General features: G+C 69.1%; 16 protein-coding genes. 10 read left to right on the forward strand and 6 right to left on the reverse strand.

Annotated features, from left to right (window positions below; translation table 11 throughout):
* The first annotated feature begins 220 nt into the window (after positions 1-220).
* Positions 221-850, forward strand: a complete 630-nt coding sequence (locus tag ABNQ38_RS20805; RefSeq protein WP_377809994.1) for a hypothetical protein — start codon at positions 221-223, stop codon at positions 848-850.
* Between the two features lie 153 nt (positions 851-1,003).
* Here the strand turns inward: ABNQ38_RS20805 and ABNQ38_RS20810 are convergent, their stop codons facing one another.
* On the reverse strand, positions 1,004-1,267 hold the full coding sequence (locus tag ABNQ38_RS20810) for a DUF3126 family protein (protein WP_098740518.1): 264 nt from the start codon (positions 1,265-1,267) through the stop codon (positions 1,004-1,006).
* A gap of 319 nt (positions 1,268-1,586) precedes the next feature.
* On the opposite strand from ABNQ38_RS20810, the gene ABNQ38_RS20815 reads away from it, so the two are divergent.
* Complete coding sequence (locus ABNQ38_RS20815) at positions 1,587-3,320, forward strand: caspase family protein (RefSeq protein WP_377809995.1); 1,734 nt, start codon at positions 1,587-1,589, stop codon at positions 3,318-3,320.
* Positions 3,321-3,363: 43 nt separating this feature from the next.
* Here the strand turns inward: ABNQ38_RS20815 and ABNQ38_RS20820 are convergent, their stop codons facing one another.
* Entirely contained in the window at positions 3,364-5,799 is a 2,436-nt protein-coding gene (locus tag ABNQ38_RS20820; protein WP_377809996.1) for an ankyrin repeat domain-containing protein, read from the reverse strand.
* Between the two features lie 218 nt (positions 5,800-6,017).
* Here ABNQ38_RS20820 and ABNQ38_RS20825 point away from each other — a divergent pair, with 218 nt between their 5' ends.
* The 4 genes from ABNQ38_RS20825 to ABNQ38_RS20840 all read left to right on the forward strand — a co-directional run bounded on the left by ABNQ38_RS20825 (position 6,018) and on the right by ABNQ38_RS20840 (position 9,366).
* Positions 6,018-6,908 carry an ROK family protein gene (locus ABNQ38_RS20825; protein WP_377809997.1) on the forward strand — a complete coding sequence of 297 codons (891 nt, stop codon included), beginning with the start codon at positions 6,018-6,020 and terminating at the stop codon, positions 6,906-6,908.
* Positions 6,909-7,199: 291 nt separating this feature from the next.
* Positions 7,200-7,355: a hypothetical protein gene (locus tag ABNQ38_RS20830; protein ID WP_377809998.1), complete on the forward strand. Its 156-nt coding sequence runs from the start codon at positions 7,200-7,202 to the stop codon at positions 7,353-7,355.
* Positions 7,356-8,229: 874 nt separating this feature from the next.
* Positions 8,230-9,030 carry a trehalose-phosphatase gene (gene otsB / locus ABNQ38_RS20835; protein ID WP_377809999.1) on the forward strand — a complete coding sequence of 267 codons (801 nt, stop codon included), beginning with the start codon at positions 8,230-8,232 and terminating at the stop codon, positions 9,028-9,030.
* A gap of 99 nt (positions 9,031-9,129) precedes the next feature.
* Positions 9,130-9,366, forward strand: a complete 237-nt coding sequence (locus ABNQ38_RS20840; protein ID WP_377810000.1) for a hypothetical protein — start codon at positions 9,130-9,132, stop codon at positions 9,364-9,366.
* Positions 9,367-9,391: 25 nt separating this feature from the next.
* On the opposite strand, the gene ABNQ38_RS20845 is transcribed toward ABNQ38_RS20840, so the two are convergent.
* Both ABNQ38_RS20845 and prfB read right to left on the reverse strand, forming a co-directional pair.
* Positions 9,392-9,718: a peptidoglycan-binding protein gene (locus tag ABNQ38_RS20845; RefSeq protein ID WP_377810001.1), complete on the reverse strand. Its 327-nt coding sequence runs from the start codon at positions 9,716-9,718 to the stop codon at positions 9,392-9,394.
* 140 nt (positions 9,719-9,858) lie between these two features.
* Positions 9,859-10,990 (reverse strand): peptide chain release factor 2 gene (prfB, locus tag ABNQ38_RS20850; RefSeq protein ID WP_377810002.1). Its coding sequence is split into 2 segments (ribosomal slippage): positions 9,859-10,920 and positions 10,922-10,990, totalling 1,131 coding nucleotides; the frame shifts between segments, so codons are not numbered across the junction.
* A 385-nt stretch (positions 10,991-11,375) separates the two neighbouring features.
* On the opposite strand from prfB, the gene ABNQ38_RS20855 reads away from it, so the two are divergent.
* Both ABNQ38_RS20855 and ABNQ38_RS20860 read left to right on the forward strand, forming a co-directional pair.
* Complete coding sequence (locus ABNQ38_RS20855; protein WP_377810003.1) at positions 11,376-12,812, forward strand: MBOAT family O-acyltransferase; 1,437 nt, start codon at positions 11,376-11,378, stop codon at positions 12,810-12,812.
* 18 nt (positions 12,813-12,830) lie between these two features.
* Positions 12,831-13,955: a hypothetical protein gene (locus ABNQ38_RS20860; protein WP_174472689.1), complete on the forward strand. Its 1,125-nt coding sequence runs from the start codon at positions 12,831-12,833 to the stop codon at positions 13,953-13,955.
* A gap of 71 nt (positions 13,956-14,026) precedes the next feature.
* Here ABNQ38_RS20860 and ABNQ38_RS20865 read toward each other — a convergent pair whose 3' ends face one another.
* Together ABNQ38_RS20865 and ABNQ38_RS20870 are read right to left on the reverse strand one after the other, a co-directional pair.
* Positions 14,027-16,564, reverse strand: a complete 2,538-nt coding sequence (locus ABNQ38_RS20865; protein WP_377810004.1) for a penicillin-binding protein 1A — start codon at positions 16,562-16,564, stop codon at positions 14,027-14,029.
* 215 nt (positions 16,565-16,779) lie between these two features.
* The gene (locus tag ABNQ38_RS20870) at positions 16,780-18,279 is read right to left on the reverse strand and encodes an N-acetylmuramoyl-L-alanine amidase (protein WP_377810005.1); all 1,500 of its coding nucleotides are present in this window, start codon (positions 18,277-18,279) and stop codon (positions 16,780-16,782) included.
* A gap of 716 nt (positions 18,280-18,995) precedes the next feature.
* On the opposite strand from ABNQ38_RS20870, the gene ABNQ38_RS20875 reads away from it, so the two are divergent.
* Complete coding sequence (locus ABNQ38_RS20875) at positions 18,996-21,989, forward strand: ribonuclease E/G (RefSeq protein WP_377810006.1); 2,994 nt, start codon at positions 18,996-18,998, stop codon at positions 21,987-21,989.
* 102 nt (positions 21,990-22,091) lie between these two features.
* Complete coding sequence (gene greB, locus ABNQ38_RS20880) at positions 22,092-22,643, forward strand: transcription elongation factor GreB (protein ID WP_109051376.1); 552 nt, start codon at positions 22,092-22,094, stop codon at positions 22,641-22,643.
* Positions 22,644-22,676: the final 33 nt, after the last annotated feature.

The raw sequence follows: 22,676 nt of genomic DNA on the forward strand, positions 1-22,676 counted from the left end.
GCCGGGAGACCGGTCTCGTCATTCAGGAAGCGGCTCGCGTCACCTCCTGCCCCGCAGAATACCACGCCCCCCGTCATTTTCAAGGCATGGGCGAGGGACCGACCCACCCGAACACGCAGCGCGGGTGCGGATGTCCTGTAATTGGGATAGGGCGAAAGAACTGGACGGGCGGCACCCCGCCGGAACAGGATCACCCCCCATTCACGACTGTGCCAGCGACATGCCCGCCGCCAAGCCGCCCCCCAGTCTGGAAGTCACGCGCGAAGACGGCACGGCCGGCGCCGTCTTCGTGGCGACGCCGGTTCTGACGCCGGTGATCCGCACGCGCTACCTGCTGATCGCGGGACTGCTGGCGACCGGCTTCATCGCCGGGGCCGGGCTGGCGCCCGACGAGCTGTCCGGCATGCTGCAATGGCTGGCCGCCTTCTGCGCGGTGCCGGTGCTGCTGCTGTGGGTGGTGACCCTGTCGGAGACGGTGCAGCGCCGCGCCGTGCGGCTCGGCGTGACGGAACGCGGGTTGACGGTGGACGGCGCGCGCATCCATCCGCACGAGACGATCCGGGATCTGGCGCTTTATCCGATGGTGGGCGGCAAGCCGCTGTTCGTCGCCTGGATCGATCCGGCGCACGACTACCGTCACAAGGCGGAGATGACTCTCGTCGCCGGCAACGTGGCGCCCAACGATGCGGTGAAGGCGGAATTGAAGGCTGCCGGCAGCCGCAATGTGCGGCTGGTCATGCACCGGCGCGGCGGCCACAAGGCGATTGTCCTCGTCCGCGGCCTGACCCTGTCGGGCGGACAGACCCTGCTGGCCGCCCTGGCAGCGGAGCTTCGCGCTCGCAGCCGCTAGATCGGATCGCGTAAAATCGGACTCGATTTGAAGCGTGAATCCGATCGCCAAACATAAAGCTGCCAAACATAAAGCTATGGCGTCGTGCGTTTCACATCAAACGCACGACGCCATAGGGCGCCCCAGGGCGATAGGCTGGAAAAGACCGGAAAATCAGCGGCGCGGAATGGCCGGCGGCTCCGGCAGGTCCTCTTCCAGGATGACGACGTTCAGGGCATAGGACACCTCGCCCTCATCCTCGTCACGGTTCAGCGTGCCGAAAAATTCGCCATCCACCGTCACTTCGGCCGACTGGCCGGGCTTGGCCGGCGGCTCGATCACGATCTTGGGATTGCCCAGCGTCTTGCGCAGGTACATCTGCACGCGGGCGATTTCGGTGTCGGACATCCGGACGGCGGACGGCTTGGCGGGCGGCATGGCGAACCTCGTTGTCTGCGAAGGAGCGTCATATAGGCGGCTTCGCCGCGAAGGGAAAGCGATACATCGCCGGATCTCCCGCTGCTACCGGAGGTGTGACGCGTGCGCCAGAGCTACCCTCGCCCACGCGGGGTAACGCCGGCACAGTCCGACGCTCCGAATGAGCGGCGCTCCCGACTTGCGGAAAAGGCTATGCTCCCCGCGGCGGTACGCTTCCCGGCGACGGGCGGCGCCCACGGTCATGGCTGTGGGGCATGGCCGTGGGTTTATGCCCACTCCCATGGCAAGTGGCTGCCGCGATTACGAAGGATGGAACGCCGTGACGAAGACCGCACTCCCGCCCGCAAGCCATGCAGACCGCCGCCCGGCCGGCCGGTGGAGGCGCCGGCTCGAGGCAACCGTCCTGACGGCGGCACTGCTGGCCGCCCTGCCCTTCGGCGGGATGCAGGCGGGCGGCGCCCAGGCGGAGACCGGCAAGCGCGTGGCGTTGGTCGTCGACAACGGCCGCTACACCGCGCTCGACGGCCGGTCCGATCAGGCGGCAGCCAACGCCTCGGCCATGGCGTCGGCCTTGCGCAGCGCCGGCTTTTCGGTGACGCGGGCCGACAATGTCGGACGGGTCGCCATGGAATCGGCGCTGGAGCGTTTCCGTGAGGCGCTGTCGGGGGCCGACCTCGGCTTCGTCTATTACACCGGCCTCGCCGTCGGGCTGGGGGAGCGGGAGTTTCTGCTGCCCGCCGATGCCGCCCCCACCGGAGCGGACGACCTGCCGCGCAACGCCCTCGACCTCGACAGCGTGCTGAGCGACCTGCGCGACAGCGGGCGCAAATCCATCGTGGTGATCGATCCCGGCGTCGCCGAGGCGCTGGCCCAGCGGGTCGGCGGCAGTGCGCTGGGCACGCCGATGGAGGCCGACGGCCTGTTCGTCGTCTATGCCCACCGTCCGGGCGTGCCGCCGGTGCCGCCGAAGTCGGGCAAGGGGCCCGATGCCTTCACTGCCGCGCTGGCGCGCGAGATGGTCAGGCCCGGTGTCGCCTTCCGCGATTCGCTGGCCGAGGTCGCGCGTTCGGTCGCCCAACGCAGCGACGGCCGGCAGTTGCCCTGGCTCCAGGATAGGCTGGGCAGCACTCTGGTGCTGGTGCCGGCCGTCGCCGCCCCTGCCAAACCACCGGCCACCCCGCCAGCCACGCCTCCGGCAGCGCCCACGCCCTCCGCCGCCGCTCCGGCGAAGGAACCGCCGGCGGTGACAGGTTCCAGCCTTCCGCCCGGCAATTATGAGATGGCGAAGTCGGGCGTCCTGTTCGACCGGCCGGCGGTCGGCGCCCGCGGTGTCGCCCAGTTGGCGGCGGGCAGCGCCGTGACGGTGCTGGAGTCGGTGCCGGAAGGAAGCTGGCTGCGCGTGCGCGACTCGGCCGGGCGAACCGGCTATCTCACCGCAGGGGCGCTGTCGGCCCGCTGGGCCGACCCGTCGCCGCAGGCTGCCCGTGGCCGTGGCCCGGTGGAGGCCGGACCGTCCTTCGGCGATCCCGGTATAGAGCAAGGCAGCGAGCCGCCTGCCGCAGGCAACTCCGACCCGGTCCAGACCGAGCAGCGCAGCTTCCCCACCGCACCGGCCGGAACCGGCTTCTCCACCCCGGACGGCCCGGCGGTGGAGGCGGAGCAGCAGGCGATGCGCGCGCTGGGCGATGCCCGCACCGCAGCGGAGCGGGCGCGCAGCCGCCCCGACAGCCGGTTCTGGAGCTACGGCTTTTCCGGTGGCGACCGCTATGAAGGCGGCTGGGCACAGCCTTCGTCGAATTCGGGAACCAACACGGCACTGGGCCGCCCGATCCGCCAGGGAACCGGCGTCTACCATTTCGCCAACGGGCAGACCTATGAAGGGGAATGGTCGGGCGACCTGATGTCCGGCTTCGGCGTGATGACCTTCAACGACGGCAGCCGCTTCGCCGGACGGTTCCGCAACGGCCAGCCGGACGGCCCCGGCATCTTCCACTACGCCAATGGCGGACAGAGCGCCGGGATGTGGCGCGGCTCCGTCCGCCTCGACCAGTAGACGCTACCGGGGGGATCCGACGGTAGGATCAACCCGGCTTCGATCAGCGCGGCTTCAGGGCTTCCACCACCTGCACATGCCCCTGCAACGCGCCCAGCGTCAGGGCGGAGTTGCCGTTGGCATCCATGCGGTAGGGGTTCGCCCCGCTGTCGAGCAGCAGCTTCGCCACCGCCTCGTGCCCGTTGTTGGCGGCGTACATCAGCGCCGACCAGCCATAGGCGGTGGTGCGGTCGACCATCACCCCGCGCTGGATCAGCGTGCGCGCCACCTCCTGGTGGCCGCGGGCGGCGGCGGCCATCAGCGCGGTCTTGCCGTCGCTGTTGGTGGTGTCGAGGTCGGCGCCGCCCTCGGCCAGCGCCCGGACCACCCCGTCATGCCCGCCCCAGGCGGCATACATCACCGCGGTGGCGCCGTCGGAGGTGCGCAGGTCGGTGCGGGCGTGGCGGTCCAGCAGCACGCGCACTGCGTCGGCCAGCCCCTGTTCGGCGGCGATCATCAGCAGGGTCTTGCCGTTGTCCAGCCGCGTGTCTGCGCTGGCGCCCGCCTGGAGCGTGCGCGACAGCTCCGCCGGGTTGCGCAGCAGGGCCAGAACCGACTCGCGGTCGCCCAGCCCCGGCGTCGCGTTCACCGGCGCCGCGGAGCTTCCCGGCACGGTGCCGACAGCGGTCCCGGTGGCAGGGCCGACGGAAGGACCGGTGTAGACCCGCTGTTCGCTCGCGGCACGGATGCGCTCGGCCAGATCGGGGCTTTCCGGCGCGATCATCTGCGCCCGCTCGTAGAAGCGCTTCGTTTCCGACCAGTCGCCGTCCCGCTCGGCCAGCATCGCCCAGCGGCGATAGGTGTCCGTCATGGTGGTCAGCAGCTCCACCGCCTCCGGCGACGACGGCGCGATCTGGCGGATGCGCTGCACCGTCTCATAGGCGTTGTCGCCCGGCGGGGTGGTCAGGCGCTTGCCGGCGATCTGGCGGCGGGCCTGATCGACCATCGTCCGCACGCGCTGGGCGGTATCGGCATCCGGAGCGGCAGGCTGGGGAGCAGGAGGAACCGCGGCGGTCGTCGACGGGTCTTCCAGCGGTGGCAGCGAGGCGACGCCCGGCGCCGCTTCCGTGTTGCCGGTCGCGGAGGCCTTGGCGGCGGACGGTAGCCCCTGGGCCGGCGGCAACGCCGCGGTTTCAACCGGAGCCGCCGCTGTCGGCACCGTCGTCGAGGCAGGCGTCACTGGCTTCGACACCGTCTGGGTGCCGGCAGCGGCGGGCGGCGGCGCGGCGGGAGGCTGGGAAGCCGTCTGCGTGGTCGGGGCCGTCGGTGCGGTGGAAGGAGCGACCGCGGGAGACACTCTCATTTCGGGAGCGGGTGCGACCGGCACCGTGACGGCATGCTGCTGCTCGGCCGGTGCTGCGGCCCCGGTCAGGCCCTGCACGGTCCGTTCGACCGCATCGCGCGCCTTGGCCCAGCCCTCCTCGACCATGGCCAGAGCACGGTCGGGGAAGGCGCCCGGCATGGCGGTGGCAATGGCGGCACCGGCGGCCCCCAGCAGGACCAGCGTGGTCAGGGCCGCCCCGGCATAGAGCGCGGTCCGCCGCGGCGCCCGCATGGCACCGGCCTGACCGCCGTCCGGCGACCAGCCCTGGCCCTCTGCGCCAGCCATCGGCCCGGCGCCGCGGTCGGTCCAGCTCTGGTCGCCCTGCCAGCGATCCTCCTGCGGCAGGTGTTCCCGGCGCTGCCCCACCGACCAATCGTTCGCCGGCGGAATCGCGGCGGATTGCACCGGAACCTGCTGCGGTTGGGGCTGGGGCGGTACCGCCAGCATCGGCCCAGGATGTGGTGCAGGCCGGGGCACGGGCTGAGGCGCCGGAGCAGGCTCGCGCACGTCGTCGACGAAGCCGCCGCCCGCCGTCATCCGGTAGATCACGCCCATGTCGCGCAACTCGTCGGTCAGGCCGGCGCGCGCCAAAGTGCCTTCCAGTTCCGGCGTGCCGCAGAGCAGCACCTGCATGAAGCGGCCGGCCGGCGTCTCCGCCCGCGTCAGATCGACCAGATCGGCCAGCACCGGCGGCGCCAGCACGGCGGCGTTGTCCACCGCCAGCAGCCCCGATCCTGCAAGCTCCAGCCGCTCTTCCAGCGCCGCGATCAGCGCGTCGAAATCGGTCTCGCCGTCCTCCCCCGGAACCAGATAGGGCAGGGCGCCGGTGCCAGCGGCGGCGACCAGATCCTCCACCTCCGATCCGACCGACGCCGCGACCGGCAGCGCCATGGCGCCGTCGGCCTCGACATGCTCGACCAGCTGGCGGAACAGGGCGGGACGGCCCGAGCCGGCGTCGCCCACCAGCACCAGCAGCCTTTTGCGCGCCAGGAAGGCGAGCACCAGTCCATCGCGAATCTCGGCCGCCGTGACACCGGCGGACTCGGAAACGGGATCGTGGTGGCCCGGAGCAGCGCGGCGGGCGCGCGAGGAATGTTTCGGGGCAGAACGGTCCATGGACATCTCAAGACGCCGATCAGTGAAGGATGCGCTGATGAGACTCTAGTGATGCGCCCCCCAAGCCCCGACGGAGCAAAGGGCGGTTGCCCCCTCTCTTCCGGGGTGGGTGGACTGACCCTTCCGGCACGAAAGCAACCCTGGTCCGCCGGACGGGGGAGGCGTATAGGGTTGCCGCCGAAATTCGGTCATATCCCACCATCCGGACAGCGACAGTCATGCGAGTCGGAATCGATTTGGGCGGCACCAAGATCGCCGCCGTGGCGCTGGACCGCGACGGGACGGAACTCGCCCGCCACCGCCGTCCGACCCCCCGCGGCTACGACGCCACGCTGGACGCCCTGGCGGAGACGGTGAACGCCCTCGACCCGGCTGGAACCGGCGGTGTCGGCATCAGCCTTCCCGGTCTGGTCGACGCCACGGCCGGACGGGTGCGTGCGGTCAATTTGCCCTGGCTGGAGGGCCATAGAGTCGTCGCGGACGCCACGCGGCGGCTCGGGCGGCCGGTGCGGATCGCCAACGATGCCAACTGCTTCACCCTGTCGGAGGCGACCGATGGGGCGGCAGCCGGCGGAGGTCCGGTGGTGTTCGGCGTCATCCTCGGCACCGGGGTCGGCGGCGGCATCGTCGTGGATGGCCGCATCCTGCCCGGCGCCACCGGGCTGGCCGGCGAATGGGGCCATGCGCCGCTGCCCTGGCGCGAGGAGGCGGACGGCCCGCCGGTGCCCTGCGGCTGCGGCCGAATGGGCTGCCTGGAAACCATGCTGTGCGGGGCCGGGCTGTCGCGCCTGCACCGCCATCTGACCGGCGAGACGCTGGACTCGCCGGAAATCGCCGTCCGCGCCCAGGCCGGGGAGGCCGCCGCGGCCGCAACGCTGGCCCGGCATGCCGATGCCCTGGCCCGCGCGCTGGCGCCGGTGCTGAACCTGCTGGATCCCGACATGGTGGTGGTCGGTGGCGGCCTGTCCGCCCTGCCCGGCCTGTGCGAGGCGGTGACGCGGCGCTGGGGCGCCTGGACGCTGGCAGCCCATCCGCGCACCCGGATGGTTATTGCCCGCCATGGCGCGGAAAGCGGCATGCGCGGTGCCGCCCGCCTGTGGCCGGACTGACCGGCATTCCGGCCAAAGCACCACTTTCGAGACAGCAGCCGCAACCAACGGTCACGGGTGGCACGGGACTTGCGCATTCTCCGCTCAGACCGAACGGGGGACATGCCCATGATGCGGAAGAAATTGGGGACGCGAGCCACGGGCAGCAGCGTTCATTTGCATTTTGCAAACCGGAACGCGACGCGGGCCGGAAAACCGGCTGCGCGTTTGCATTCTGCAAATGATACCGGCGCAAGCGCTCAGCAGGCAGGCCTAGGCACCGGCCTCCATCTGGAGCATGCCTGTGCGCGTTTGCAGGACGCGGCGGTCGAACTGGAGACGGTGCTGGCGACCCTGCCCGGCGACGAGCAGGCCGACCTGCACGAGGCTATCGGCTCGATCATGGAGACGTTGCAACTGATCGCGTCGGCACATGCCCGGCTGGAACCGCCCATCGCCGCAGACTGACGCGCCGTCACGCCGATTGACGGCATGGAATTGGCGACATGGAAAAAGGGCGGCCCGATGGGACCGCCCCTTCCGTTCGCCTGACCGTCGGATGCCGGTTCGGTCGGCAATGCGCTCAGTCGGTGATGGTCTGCCAGAAGAAGAACGCGACGGCGAGAACCATGATGGCGATGTCCATGGGAACGGCTCCTGTGGATGACGGCAGATAAGTGTTTCGCTTCGATCTATACGACAGTTCGCCCCCCGGCGGCAGTGCCTCTGTTCCCCCCGCGGCGGTTTTTCGCTCCCCTGCCCGCTCCGCACGAAAAAAATCTGCGGGGCGCATGCTGCCCAGTGATGCCGGCAAACTTGGGGACGCGGCCTTCCCGCTGGCGTCGGCCGCCCGGCGGTCCGGATCGAAGAGCCGGAAAACCGCGCTTCATCTATTTGTAAACAAAAGGAATTTTGCAGTCGCCGGTCCCTCGCCGCTGTGATGGCCCCGTCCGGCTCTCGCGCCGATCCGCCGGCTCCAGACCGGAAGATCGCAGCGCTATGACTTTTGTCAGGGGTTGCCTTACCAGGGGGCTTTCTGGCAAGAAAAAGGCCGCTGGAAACAGCGGCCTTGAGTTTAGGGAGGAAACGCCCAAGAAGGGCGAAGCAGCAATCGCTTGCTGCACTGCAACAGTACCAGAAGCGGGGGGCGCTGCAACCCCCAAAGCCGGCCCCTGCATGGGGCCGCAGCTTTTGGAGGGGTCTGTTGCGCATCGGCCACAGCCGGGTCATTCCTTTTTCTGGAACGGAAGCCAGTCCCGCAGTCCGGCCGTTACATCAACGCGGCGTGCAGGCATTAGTCGGCCGCCGCATTCCGACCGGCAGCGGCGCTGAGGACCCAGCCTTGACCCTCATTCCCCCCTCCGCCTTGGCGGAATTCGACGCCTTCACCGCATCCCTGGACGGCCGCCTCCCCGCGCTGTTCCTCGACTATGACGGAACGCTGGCCGCCATTGCGCCGCGCCCCGAACTGGCGGTGATGCCCGACCTGGCGCGCACGGTGGTGCAGCGGCTGTCGGCGCTCTGCCCGGTCGCCTTCGTCAGCGGCCGCGACCTGGACGATCTGACCGCGATGGTGGCGGTGGATGGCTTGGTCTATGCCGGCAGCCACGGCTTCGACCTGCGCGGTCCGGACCTGCGCCGGCAGGTGGGGGTGGAGTATGTCCCCGACCTCGACATTGCCGATGGGAGTCTGCGCGACCGGCTCGGCGGTATTGCCGGCGCGCTGGTGGAGCGCAAGCGCTTCGCCATCGCCATCCACACCCGTCAGGTCGCGCCGCCGGAGAAGCCTCGGGTCGCCGACGCCGTCCGTGCGGTGGTGGAGACCCAGCCGCGCCTGCGCATGACCGGTGGCAAGGAACTGTTCGAGCTTCGCCCCAACCTGCCCTGGGACAAGGGCCGCGCCGTGCTCGCCCTGCTGGAGGCGCTGGGGCTGGAGGGGGACGGCACCATGCCGATCTATCTCGGCGACGATGAAACCGACGAGGATGCCTTCCGGGCCCTGGCCGGCCGGGGCGACGGCAACGGGATCGGCATCCGGGTGATGGACGGCCCGGCGGAGACGGCGGCGACCTGGAGCCTGCACGACCCGGCAGAGGCTGCGGCCTTCCTGGGACGGCTGGCCGACTGGCTGGCGCAGGGGTGATGGCGGACAGTTGACAGTCTGGGGGAGCAGTTCCCCCATTCACCAACCCTAAACCCCCGCCGCCTTATGCTGGCCGCTCAACCAGCCGGACAGCGCGCCATGGACATCGGATCGGCCACCACCGCCACGCCCTACCGGCCGCAGGCCAGCGCCGTCGACGGCCTTCAGGACGCGCAGGCGCGCACCGAAGCGGCGTCGGAACAGATCGCCTCCGGCAACCTGGACCCCGCCGTGGTGCTGGACCTGACCTCGGCCCAGGTGGACTTCGCCGCGAACGCCAAGGTGCTCCAGGCCACGCAGGAGAACAGCAAGCGCCTGCTCGACATGCTGGCCTGACCTTGGCCTGAGCCCTGCCGCCGGATCAGCGCGGCTTGCTGGGACCGTAGATCTTGGGCTGGCTGAAATTCAGGTGATCGAGAAGACCCTGGGTGGCACAGCCGTCCACCGGCAGCTTGGCCGCGCGCTGGTAGGAGCGGATCGCCGTGCGGGTGCGCAATCCCATCTGGCCGTCGACCGAGCCGGCGTTGAAGCCATGCTCGTTCAGCGCCTCCTGGGCGCCGGAGATGAAGGCCCGGCGCATCTCGTCGGGCAGATTGTCCGTTTCGCAGGCAGCAAGGGCCGGGGTCGCCAGCAGCATGGCGCCGCACAGCACGGCACCACTCAGGGCCGGAAGAAGACGTCTGTTCATGGATCGGTCGCTCCGCATCGTTGGAGTAGCAGCCTGTTGAAACAGCCGAGCCCACCCTTCCATTCCATGGATGGACATTCCAAAAACGCACCGAATCGAAAAGGGCGGCCGCAAGCGACCGCCCTTTCCCATCCGACCGGTCAGCCCCCGGCGGCGTGCGCGTCGTCGCTCTGCCCCTTGATCCGGGCGGCGAGTGCGGCCTCCAGGAAGGGATCGAGCGCACCGTCCAGCACCGCCTGGCTCTGCGAGGTTTCCACCTCCGTCCGCAAATCCTTCACCATCTGGTAGGGGTGCAGGACATAGGAACGGATCTGGTGGCCCCAGCCGATGTCGGTCTTGGTGGCTTCCAGCGCAGCGGCGGCATCCTCGCGGATCTTCAGCTCACGCTCGTACAGGCGGGCACGCAGCATGTCCCACGCCTTGGCGCGGTTCTTGTGCTGCGACCGTTCCTGCTGGCAGCTCACCACGATGTTCGTCGGGATGTGCGTGATGCGCACCGCCGAGTCCGTCTTGTTGATGTGCTGGCCGCCGGCGCCCGACGCCCGGTAGGTGTCAATGCGGCAGTCCTTCTCGTTGATCTCGATGTCGATCTTGTCGTCGATCACCGGGGAAATCGAGACGGCCGCGAAGCTGGTCTGGCGCCGCGCCTGGCTGTCGAACGGGCTGATGCGCACCAGACGGTGAACGCCGGCCTCGGTCTTCAGCCAGCCATAGGCGTTGTGGCCCTTGATCTGAACGGTTGCGGACTTGATGCCTGCCTCTTCGCCCGGCGTCTCGTCCAGCCACTCCGTCTTGTAGCCGTGCTGTTCCGCCCAGCGGGTGTACATGCGCATCAGCATCAGCGCCCAGTCCTGGGCCTCCGTGCCGCCGGCGCCGGCATTCACCTCGACGAAGCAGTCGTTGGCATCGGCCTCGCCCGACAGCAGGCTTTCGATCTGCAGCTTGTTGGCGCGGTCGCGCAGGCCGTAGAGCTGGGCCTCCGCATCGGCGACGACAGTGGCATCCCCCTCCAGTTCACCCATCTCGATCAGCTCCAGGCTGTCGGACAGGTCACGCTCCAGCGCGCGGTAGCCGGCGACGGAGGTGTCGAGCTGGGTGCGCTCGCGCATGATGGTCTGGGCCCGCGTCGGATCGTCCCAAAGCTTGGGATCCTCGGCGAGGTTGTTCAGTTCGTCGAGACGCCGCAGTGCATTGTCCCAGTCAAAGATGCCTCCTCAGCAGCGCCAGCGATTCTCTGATCTCGCCGGCGGCCGCTTCGATCTCGGCCCGCATGGCGGTGCCTCCTCGTCAGCCAGAGTTGAAGGGTGTGTCGGCTGCATATGTAGCCGCTCGCCCCCCGGCTTGCACCCCCTTAATGAGCAGCTCCATCCCGGACCGCGCCGCCGCACCGGGACGGCTTGCCACTTTCGAGTATGGCCGAGCCCCTGCTTGGAGGTCCTAGCCGTTTGGAATCATCGGACAGGTTCATTTCAGAGTACGTCCCATATCCGGCCGCACAACCCTACCGCGGCAGCCGGGATTCCCCGAAATCGAGCTTATCTTCTGCGTCGTTCTTCACCTTTCTTGCGCGATCTCGCCGGGCATCCCCTGGCGCGATTCCGCGCAGGGCATTCCTTGCGCGAACGCCTGGACGCGCGACACCTCTGCCGGGGGCACGATGAGCTTCACCAGCCTGAATTTCCTGCTGTTCATCACCGTGTTCAGCGCCGGCTTCATGGCGCTGGCCCGCACGCGCGCCTTCACGCCCTTCCTGCTGGTGGCCAGCTATATCTTTTACGGCTATTGGGATTACCGGTTCTGCGGGCTGCTGGCGCTCAGCACCTTCATCGACTTCTATTGCGGATTGAAGATCGCAGACTCGCCCGACCGCAGCACGAAGAAGATGTACCTGTTCATCAGCCTGGGCGCCAACCTGGGCATGCTGTTCTTCTTCAAATACTACAACTTCTTCGCCGACAGCGCCGAGATCGCGCTGGCCTCGCTGGGGGTCGAGATCGGACGGCGTACGCTGGACATCCTGCTGCCGGTCGGCATCTCCTTCTACACCTTCCAGAATCTCAGCTACGGCATCGACCTCTACACCTGCGAGGTGAAGGAGCCGGAGCGCTCGCTGATGCGATACGCCACCTTCGTCGCCTTCTTCCCGCAGCTGGTGGCCGGCCCGATCGTGCGGGCGCGCGACCTGCTGCCGCAAATCCAGCAGCGCCCGCGCGAGATCCCGTTCGAGGAACGCTTCGCCGGGTTGGAAAAGGTGATCTGGGGCTATTTCCTGAAGATCGGTCTGGCCGACAACGCCGCCGTGGTGGTCGACGCCCGCTTCCACCAGCCGGAGTTCTTCAACGCGCTCCAGCATGTGATCGGGCTGTTCTGCTTCTCCTTGCAGATTTACGGCGACTTCGCCGGCTATTCGCTGATCGCCATCGGGCTGGCGCAGATCTTCGGCTACACCATGTGCGAGAATTTCGCCCGCCCCTACTTCGCCACCGGCATGCGCGATTTCTGGCGCCGCTGGCACATCTCGCTGTCCACCTGGTTCCGCGATTACGTCTATGTGCCGATGGGCGGCAGCCGCACGCGCTGGCTGCGCATCCGCAACGTCGTCATCACCATGCTGATCTCCGGCCTGTGGCACGGCGCCAACTGGACCTTCGTGCTGTGGGGCGCGATGCATGGCGGCCTGATGCTGGTTGAGGACGGTGCCCGCCGGCTGGCCGCCGCCAGCCCGGTGCGCCTCAGCGGCCCGATGCTGGCCGCCGGGCGGCTGGTGATGATCGGCCTCGTCTTCATGGTGGTGACGCTGACCTGGCTGCCCTTCCGCGCCGACAACCTGCAAACCGTCTGGACCATCCTCGGCATCATCGGCCATGGCGATTTCGGCCTCCAGCAGGGCAACCAGCAGGCCAGCTCGCTGATCCGCGTCGCCGTCACCGGCCTGATCGTTCTGCTGGTCGATGCGCTGGTCGAGCGCGGCGCCGGCCGCCGCTATGCCGGGACCAATGTGGTGGCCCGCTCGATGGCCTGCTCAGCCCTGATCCTTGTGATGCTGCTGTTCGGCAGCTTCGCCAACCACGCCTTCATCTACTTCCAGTTCTGATCGGACGGAGACCTCCCCATGTACCGCCTTCTGGCTTGCATCGCGCTGATCCTCGCCACCGTAACCGCGATGGACCGGGTTCTGGCCTCGGCGCTGGGCGATCTGCTGCTGCGCTCCAGCGATCGCTTCATGACGGTCTACCGCCCGTTCGAGGCGGAGGCGCAGCCCGCCATCGGCCCAGGGACCAATCCGGGCGCCCAGCCGGGCGCAAAGCCCGGCATCAAGCCGCCCGCCGGCCAGGAGGAGCAGCCGAACGCCCTGCTGGTGAAGGCCGCCCTGACGACGCAGCCGCGGCCGGCCAACGGTCCGGCGACCGGCCCCGCCGCCAAGCCGGCCAGCGGCCCGGCCGACGTGCTGGTGCTCGGCAACTCGCGGGCGGACAACCACTTCCCGGTTTCCGCACTTCAGGACATGACCTGCGGCCGGGCGCTGAACCTCGGCATGGGCGGGGCGCCGACCGTCCTGTCGGCGCTGCTGTGGGACGATTACGTCGAGCGGCATGGCGCGCCGCGCCTGCTGGTGCTGGAGCCGACCGGCCTGGTCGACAACCCGCACGATCTGGCCGACCTGCCGCTGTTGGCCTACTACTCGCCGCGGATCGACGCCTTCGTCCGTCAGGAAAACCAGGAGCTGTGGATGGCCAACCACGCCTTCAACCTGATGACCTTCAACAACAATCAGACCATGCGGCTGATCGCCGGGCTGGTTAAGCCCGCCGCCGACCGCACCCTGGTGGGCGCCATCCCGGACCCGATGAAGGCGCAGCTCGCCGCCGCACCGGAGGAGATGATGACCGCCGATGCCGCCAACTGGCAGGCGCTGGACCACATCATCGCCAGCGCCCAGGCGCAGGGCACCCGGGTGGCGGTGGTCATCACCCCTTATTTCCCGACCTATGCCGGCAAGCTGAAGAATTTCGACGCCTTCTTCGCCGACCTGAAGGGCCGCCTGCCCGCCGGCGTCACCGTGATCGACGCCCGCCGCGCGGTGGACAAGGACGAGCTGTTCATGGACGCCCTGCATGTCAACGAGGACGGCGTGCGCGCGATGTTCGCGGCGATGGAACCCGACCTGCGCCCGCTCGGCAGCTGCCCGGTCGATGCGATGGCGTCGCTGTCGGGGACCGGAAACACGACGCACTGATCGCTTGAGCGCCATCACTGTAGCCAACGAAAAAGGGGCGCCCGCGGTGGGCGCCCCTTTCTCTTTCCGGCTCAGTACAGCCCGCCGGTTCCCAGCGTCGCCGCGGCGGGCGGGGCCGGTATGCCCGGCTGCTGGGCCCCGAAACCGGCGTTCGGATCGCCGCCCATCATGGCGCCAGCACCTTGCGAGGACCCGTCCAGCACCATCTGCGGCTGGTCGGGGTTGGGCTCGGTGCCCGGCAGGAAGGCTTCCCAGATGGCCCGGCTGTCGCCGAACTGGGCCAGCTGGCCGTTGGCCGGGTTGACGCGGACAAGGCGCAGGCCGGGCGGCACGCGGAACGGCGTCGCCGGCTTGTCCTTCAGCGCCACCTGCATGACCTCCTTGAACACCGGCACAGCGGCGGACCCGCCGGTCTCGTGACCGCCCAGCGAACGCGGCTGGTCGAAGCCGATATAGGTGCCGACCACGAGATCGGGCGAGAAGCCCATGAACCAGGCGTCGTGGCTGTCGTTGGTGGTCCCGGTCTTGCCGGCCAGCGGCTTGCCCAGCGACTTCAGCGCCGCCGCGGTGCCGCGCTGGACCACGCCTTCCAGGATCGAGACGATCTGGTAGGTGGTGCGCGGGTCGTTCACCTGCTCGCGGGTGTCGGGCACGGCGGGGACGGCCATGCCGTCCTTCCAGCTGACGTTGGTGCAGCCCTCGCACGCACGGTTGTCGTGGCGGAAGACGGTCTTGCCGTTGCGGTCCTGCACACGGTCGATGAAGGTCGGCACCACCCGCTTGCCGCCATTGTCCAGCATGGCGTAGGCGGTGGCGAGCCGCAGGACCGTCGTCTCGCCGGCGCCCAGCGACATCGGCAGATAGGGCTGGAGATTGTCGACGATGCCGAACTTCTCGACCAGCGCCTTGACCTTGTCCATGCCGATCTGCTGGGCGAGGCGGACGGTCATGACGTTGCGCGACTTCTCGATGCCGACACGCAGCGGGGTCGGGCCGTAGAACTCGTGGCTGAAGTTCTCCGGCCGCCAGACCGGCTGCCCGCCGCCCGGATCGAAGGAGAAGGGCGCGTCCATCACCAGCGACGACGGGGTGAAGCCCTGGTTCAGCGCCGTCAGGTAGACGAAGGGCTTGAAGGACGAACCGGGCTGGCGCAGCGCCTGGGTGGCGCGGTTGAACACGCTCATCGCCGGAGAGAAGCCGCCGACCATCGCCAGCACGCGGCCGGTGTGCGGGTCGAGCGCCACCAGACCGCCCTGCACCTGCGGGATCTGGCGCAGGCCGTAGCTGCCCGGCGGCAGCTCCTTCGCGGCCGATTTGTCGGTCTTCTTGGCCGGCTTCTCGTCCTCGTCCTTGGCCGGCGGGCCGCTCACCGCCTCGACCAGCAGGATGTCGCCCAGCTTGGCCACGTCGGACGGCTTGCGGATCGCCGGCCCGGCGATGTCGCCGTCCTTGGAGGCGCGGGCCCAGCGCAGCTCGGACAGCGGGATGCGGCCGCGTGTGCCGTCGGCCACCCCGATGTCCAGCCCGTCCGCCTGGTCGTCCTTCAGCACGACCGCCAGCTTCCAGCCCTCGGAGCCCGCGGGCGGCGGCATGGCGGCCAGCTTCTTCGGCCAGTTGTCGAAATTCTCCATCTTGGCGACCGGGCCGCGCCAGCCATGGCGGCGGTCGTAGGCGATCAGCCCGTCGCGCAGCGACTTGGTGGCGGTGGCCTGCAGCACCGGATCCATCGAGGCGCGGACCGACAGCCCGCCCTCGTACAGCGCCTGCTCGCCATAGAGCTTCACCAGCTCGCGCCGGATCTCCTCGGCGAAATATTCAGAGGTCACCACCTCCTGCTCGTCGCGCTTGCGGGTGACCAACGGGCGCCCCTGGGCTGCCTTCGCCTCCTCCGGCGTGATGTAGCCGTCTTCCGCCATGCGGCCGATCACCCAGTTGCGGCGGGCGATGGCCGCGTCATGCTGGCGGTCGGGGTTGTAGTTGGACGGTGCCTTGGGCAGGGCCGCCAGGAAGGCGACCTCCTCGATGCTCAGCTCGTCCAGCGCCTTGTTGAAGTAGTTCAGCGCCGCCGCCGCCACGCCGTAGGACCGGTTGCCCAGGAAGATCTCGTTCAGGTACAGCTCGATGATGCGGTCCTTGGTGAAGGCCCGCTCGATGCGGACCGCCAGGATCGCTTCCTTGATCTTGCGGGCGAACGACACCTCGTTGGTCAGCAGCATGTTCTTGGCGACCTGCTGCGTGATCGTGCTGGCGCCCACCGGCCGGCGCTCGCGGCCGAAATTCTCGATGTTGGTCAGGATCGCGCGCAGGATGCCGATTGGGTCGACGCCCTGATGGCCATAGAAATTCTTGTCCTCGGCCGCCATGAAGGCGTTCATCACCTGACGCGGCATGGCGTCGATGGGAACGAAGATGCGCCGTTCCGACGCGAATTCGGCCATCAGGCGCCCGTCGCCGGCATAGATGCGCGTGGTCACCGGCGGCTCGTAGTTGGCCAGCTTGGTGTAGTCGGGCAGGTCGTGGTCGTAATGCTCGAACAGGAAGACCAGCCCTCCGGCGCCGGCAAGAACCAGCATCACGAAGGCCATCAGCAAGGACAGAAGGAGGCGCATGACCGATCCCGCAAGAAACGACGAAGAGCGTGGCTGAAGCCCGCCCTTTTCCGGGTTGGGGCAGCGAGCCATGCCTGACAGGGCGGCGCATCCTACACCGCCGCGCCGCGAAGCGCCGCCCCCGTTCCCGTCATGTCAGGAAAATGTGACGCGCAGAGGGCGCGAACAAGAAATCGCCGGCGCAGAAGGGGTAAGCCGCCCCTCGCCGGCACGTCTCAGCTGCGCTGCGAGCCGTGCAGCCAGCGGAAATAGCTGTCGATGGTCCGGGCCAGCGACTTGCCCAGCCGCTCGCGGTGCGTGCCGGAGGTCAGCAGACCGACATCCTGCCGGTTCGACAGATACCCCATCTCGATCAGCGCCGACGGCACGTCGGGCGCGGTCAGCACGGCGAAGCCGGCCTGCCGGTGCGGCCGGCTGGAGATCAGCGGCACGTCGCGCCCCAGAGTCTGCAACGCCAACGTCGCGAAACGCTTGGAATGGTTCATCGTGTCGCGCTGGGCCAGATCGATCAGGATGTTGGCGACCAGCTGGTTCTCGCCCGACAGGTCGAGACCGACCAGGGCGTCGGCCTTGTTCTCCTTGGCCGCCAGCATCTCCGCCTCACGGTCGGACGCCTTGTCGGACAGGGTGTAGATCGACAGGCCGCGCATGTCGCCACTGCTGATGCTGTCGGCATGCAGCGAGATGAACAGGTCGGCCCCGGCCTCGCGCCCGATGGCGACGCGGTCGCGCAGGCGGATGAACACGTCGCTGTCGCGGGTCAGCTTCACCCGGTAGCGGCCGGTCGCCTCCAGCTGGCGCTTCACCTCCCTGGCGGTGGCGAGCGTGATGTCCTTCTCATAGATGCCGCCGACGCCGATGGCGCCGGGGTCCTGGCCGCCATGACCGGGGTCGAGCACGATCAGCGGCTTTTCCGCCACCGTCGGCGGCTTGTTGTCCGGCAGCGGCGGAGCGACGGGCAGAGCGGCCGGGATCAGCTGGGCCGGCGGGATCGGCGGCAGCGGGGCGAAGGGCGGCGGAGCCGAAACCGTGCTGGCGGGATCGGCGGCGGGCGGCGAAGGCTGCGGGGCCGGAACCGGGGCCGGAACCGCCATCGCCGACGACACGATGGACGACATCGTCAGCTGCCCCTTGCCGCCGACCTCCTTCGCATCCCTGCCGGCCGCGGCGAGCTGCCGGAACTCGGCCGGCGTCGTCTTTTCCAGATCGAGGACGAGGCGCGGCTGATGGCCGTCGCGCGCCGGAATCATGTAGCCCTCGCGCAGCCGGGCGGGACCGACCGTCTCGAAGGTCAGCCGCGTGCCGCGCGGACCTCCGGCATGGTGGTAACGCGCGACCACCCCCTTGCCCTCCACCGGCAGCGCCCCGCCGGGCCAGATCAGGTCGGGCAGATCGACGACGACGCGGTAGGGCTCGGCAGCGACCGACACGGTGAAGGACACCGGGTCGCTCAGTTCCAGCACGAAGCGGGTCTTGTCCGGATGGATGCCCAGCCGGGCATCGACCACCGCCGTGCGCGGCGGCGCCGATGGCAGGGCCGCCGTGGTCTGCGCCGTCGCCGGCCCGGCCGTCATCCCGGCCGACCCGAAACCCAGCAGCACCAACGCCAGCACAAGCACCCCGAGGACACGGCCAGCCGATCTCCGCGGCGAACGGGCGCAACGCGGCAGGCGGTCGGGTGCGGCGGCGGTGGGCAGGCTGGGCGGCCGTGGCATCAAATCTCCTCGGCGGCAGAGGGTGTGCGGCAATGGGCAAGCGGCGGAAACCGGCGCCGGATGACCAGCTATAGCCCAGCCAATTCAACGCTCTCAACGCGGATCGTCATCCCCTTGGTCAATTCCGGCCGGGGGTGCCGTTCCTGCAACAGTGAGCAGGACGGCAAACCTCGGCGTGGCCGGATCGTACCCCGGACGGGTTGCCCCGGTGGAAGGTGGCAGCCCGGCTTCCCCGCGACGAACTTGTTCGCCGAATCGGCGCATTTCCGCGTTGTGCAAGAGGGATCGCTTGTCTATGGTATCTTTGCGACAGACCGCAATTCGCCAGACCAGGGTCGGACTCCCAAGGTGAGCGCCGATTCGCTGATCCCCGGACATCGATCCCATCGAGCCGAAGGTCAGCCGATCGCCGGTCACGGGGCTTACCCAAGGGGCTGCGGCGTCGCCCTCGACACCGCCTGTCCGGCCATCCGCGCCGGAGGGACGTCGCGGGGTGGCGCGTTCGGATTGGCGGTGAGAGGACGAAACCTCGAAGCTGGCTGTGGCCGCAAGGCGGCAGCCCGGCGCGTGTCGACCGGGCCGTCCTGGCTGCTCTCGTCAGCGCCGTTCGGCGGTTCCGGTCCGTCGTGCCGTATGCTTCGCCCACAACAGACGCTGCGTCCAGGCGGCCCGACCGGTCGCGCGGGTTCCCTGGGTCGCGCCGTTGAGGATCGTATATGGCCAAGCGCATGCTGGTGGACGCCACGCACCCGGAAGAAACCCGGGTCGCCGTGGTCAATGGCAACCGGCTGGAAGAACTCGATTTCGAGATCGCCAGCCGCAAGCAGCTGAAGGGCAACATCTACCTGGCGAAGGTGACGCGGGTCGAGCCTTCGCTCCAGGCGGCCTTCGTGGAGTATGGCGGCAACCGCCACGGTTTCCTCGCCTTCTCCGAAATCCATCCCGACTATTACCGCATCCCGATGGCCGACCGCGAGGCCCTGCTGGCCGAGGAACGCCGGCTGGAGGAGCAGGCGGAAGCCCGGGCCGAGGCCGCCGCCGACGGCGCCGTGATGGCCGAGCCGATCCGCCCCGAGCAGGTGGTCGAGGAATGGTCGCCGATGCCCTCCCCCATCGCGCCCGAGGCGTCCGATGAGGAAGACGGCGACGACAGCGGCGAAGACGCCGAGGCCGGCGACGAGCAGGCCGCCCCGTCCGAGGGCGCCGCTCCCGATACGCTCGGCGGCGACGAGGACGAGGAGGCGGAGACCCAGCGCCGCCGCTCGCGCCCGCTGCGTTCCTACAAGATCCAGGAAGTGGTGAAGCGCCGGCAGGTCATGCTGGTGCAGGTGACGAAGGAGGAGCGCGGCAACAAGGGTGCGGCGCTGACCACCTACCTGTCGCTGCCCGGCCGCTACTGCGTCCTGATGCCCAACACCGGCCGTGGCGGCGGGATTTCCCGCAAGATCACCAACCCGGCCGACCGCAAGCGCCTGAAGGAAATCCTGTCGGATCTCGACATTCCCGACGGCATGGCGGTGATCCTGCGCACCGCCGGGCTGGAGCGCTCCAAGCCCGAGATCAAGCGCGACCTGGAATATCTCCTGCGCCTGTGGGACGACATCCGCGAGCAGACGCTGAAGTCGTCGGCGCCCTGCCTCATCTATGAAGAGGCGAACCTGATCAAGCGGTCGATCCGCGACCTCTACGCCAACGACATCGACGAGATCTGGGTCGAGGGCGAGGCCGGCTTCCGCACGGCGCGCGAGTTCATGGACATGCTGATGCCGGGCCATTCCCAGCGCGTCCAGCTGTACCGCGACAGCCAGATCCCGCTGTTCCACCGCTATCAGGTGGAAACGCAGATCGACGCCATCCATAGCCCGGTGGTTCAGCTGCGCTCCGGCGGCTACATCGTCATCAACCCGACCGAGGCGCTGGTCTCCATCGACGTCAACTCCGGCAAGTCGACCCGCGAGCGCAACATCGAGGAAACCGCCTACAAGACCAACCTGGAGGCCGCCGACGAGGTGGCTCGCCAGCTGCGTCTGCGCGATCTGGCCGGTCTGATCGTCATCGACTTCATCGACATGGAGGAGCCGCGGAACAACGCCGCCGTCGAGCGCCGCATGAAGGAGGCGATGAAGAACGACCGGGCGCGCATCCAGCTCGGCCGCATCTCCGCCTTCGGCCTGTTGGAGCTGTCGCGCCAGCGTCTGCGTCCGTCGCTGCTGGAGACCAACTTCGAGCGCTGCCCGCACTGCTCGGGCACCGGCGTCGTCCGGTCGGTCGAATCCGCCTCGCTGCACGTCCTGCGCGCCATTGAGGAAGAGGGCATCCGCAAGCGCTCGGCCGAGATCACCATCTTCGTCCCGACCTCCATCGCGCTCTACATCCTCAACCAGAAGCGCGGTGAACTGGCCAAGATCGAAGAGCGTCACGCCTTCAGCGTGATGGTCCAGGCCGACGACGGGCTGATCGCCCCGGATCACCGTCTGGAGCGCAACAAAGCCCGCTTGGCCGACGAGGACGCCCCGCTGGTCAGCGCCGACCGCGTGATGGCCGAGACCGACCGCGCGCTCGCCGCCGAGCCGGTCGAGACGGTGGAAGAGCCGGAAGCCGAGACCGAGGCCGTCCAGGTCGAGGAGACCGGCGAACGTGCCGAAACCAACGGCGACGGCAATGGCGAGGATCGCCGCCGCCGCCGCCGCCGCCGTCGCGGCCGTGGCCGTGACCGCGAGGACGGCCGGACCGACGGCGCCGAGGGCGATGCCGAGACGGACGAGGGCGATCAGGATGCCGGCCAGGACGCCGATGAGAGCGTTCTGCCGGTTGCCACCGAAGCCATCCCCGGTGCCGCCATCTCCGAACCTGCGGCCGACTCCGCCGACGCCGACGCTGAAGGCGACGACGAGGATGAGGATGACGGCGAGGACGAGCCCGGTGCCGATGCCGGCGAGCGCAACGGCGATGGCCGCAAGAAGCGCCGCCGCGGCAAGCGCGGTGGCCGTCGCCGGTCGCGCCGCGAGGGTGCGGAAGGCCTGGAGGGCGGCGAGGACGCCGTCGACCAGCAGCCCGCCGCCGCTCCGGTTCAGGACGCTCCGGCCCAGGCGGCGCAGGCTCCGGCCGACGCGAGCGATCTCGACTGGATCCTGGCCGGCGAAGCCGCTCCGGCAGTCGAGGACGCTCCGGTTCCGGTGACCGCGCCGGCTCAGGCCGAAGCTGCCGCCAAGGCGCCCGCCAGGAAGGCGGCGCGCAAGCGCAAGGCCGCCGCCGAGGCTCCGGTCGAAGCCGCCCCCGCGGCTGCTCCGGCAGTCGTCGCCGAAGCTCCGGCCAAGGGCCGCAAGCGCAAGGTCGCTGCCCCGGTCGAGGCGCCGGTGGAAGCCGTTGCCGAAACCGCGCCGAAGAAGGCGTCGCGCAAGCGCAAGGCCGCCGCCGAGGCTCCGGTCGAAGCCGCGCCCGAGCCCACTCCGGCGGTTGTCGCCGAAGCTCCGGCCAAGGGCCGCAAGCGCAAGGCCGCCGCTGCGGTCGAGGCGCCGGCGGAGACCGTTGCCGAAGCCGCGCCGACCAAGAAGGCGTCGCCGCGCAAGCGCAAGGCTGCTGCCGAGGCCCCGGCCGAAGCCGCCGCCAAGCCCACGGACGTCAAGCCGGCCCCGGCTCCCGAGCCGGCTGCGGCTGACAACGATGCCGACGCCGATGCCAAGCCGCGCCGCGGCTGGTGGAAGCGGTAAGCCCAACGGCCCAACCGGGACCTCTGGAACGGGAAAAGGCGCCGCAAGGCGCCTTTTCCTTTTCCCGGACGTTATCACCCCTGCCACAGGACAGGTCGGACCATGAGCAAGGCCTTCACCCGCGAGAACGACACGCAGGACGACGACGATCTCGACGATCCGGCACCGTTGCCGCAGGGCTTCAAGAACTACATGACCCCGCCCGGCTTCCAGCGCATGCAGGAGGAACTGCGCCACCTGCTGCGGGTGGAGCGGCCGAAGGTGGTGGAGGTGGTGTCCTGGGCCGCCGGCAACGGCGACCGCTCGGAGAATGGCGATTATCTATACGGCAAGAAGCGCCTGCGCGAGATCGACCGCCGCATCCGTTTCCTGAACAAGCGGCTGGAATCGGCGGTGGTGGTCAATCCGCAGGACCAGAAGAATCGCGAACAGGTCTTCTTCGGCGCCACCGTCACTTATGCCCGCGAGGATGGAGCGGAGAACACTATCACCATTGTCGGCGCCGACGAGGTCGACCCCGACCGCGGCCATGTCAGCTGGATTTCCCCCATGGCCCGGGCCCTGCTGAAGGCGCGGGAGGGCGATCTGGTGGATGTCCGCACTCCGGCGGGACTGGAACAGGTCGAAGTGCTGGAGATCCGGTACGCGGACTGACGGAGGGGGCGGCGACCCGCCCCCTGCCAGATC

The organism is Azospirillum sp. A29 (assembly GCF_042604625.1).
Taxonomy (GTDB): domain Bacteria; phylum Pseudomonadota; class Alphaproteobacteria; order Azospirillales; family Azospirillaceae; genus Azospirillum; species Azospirillum palustre.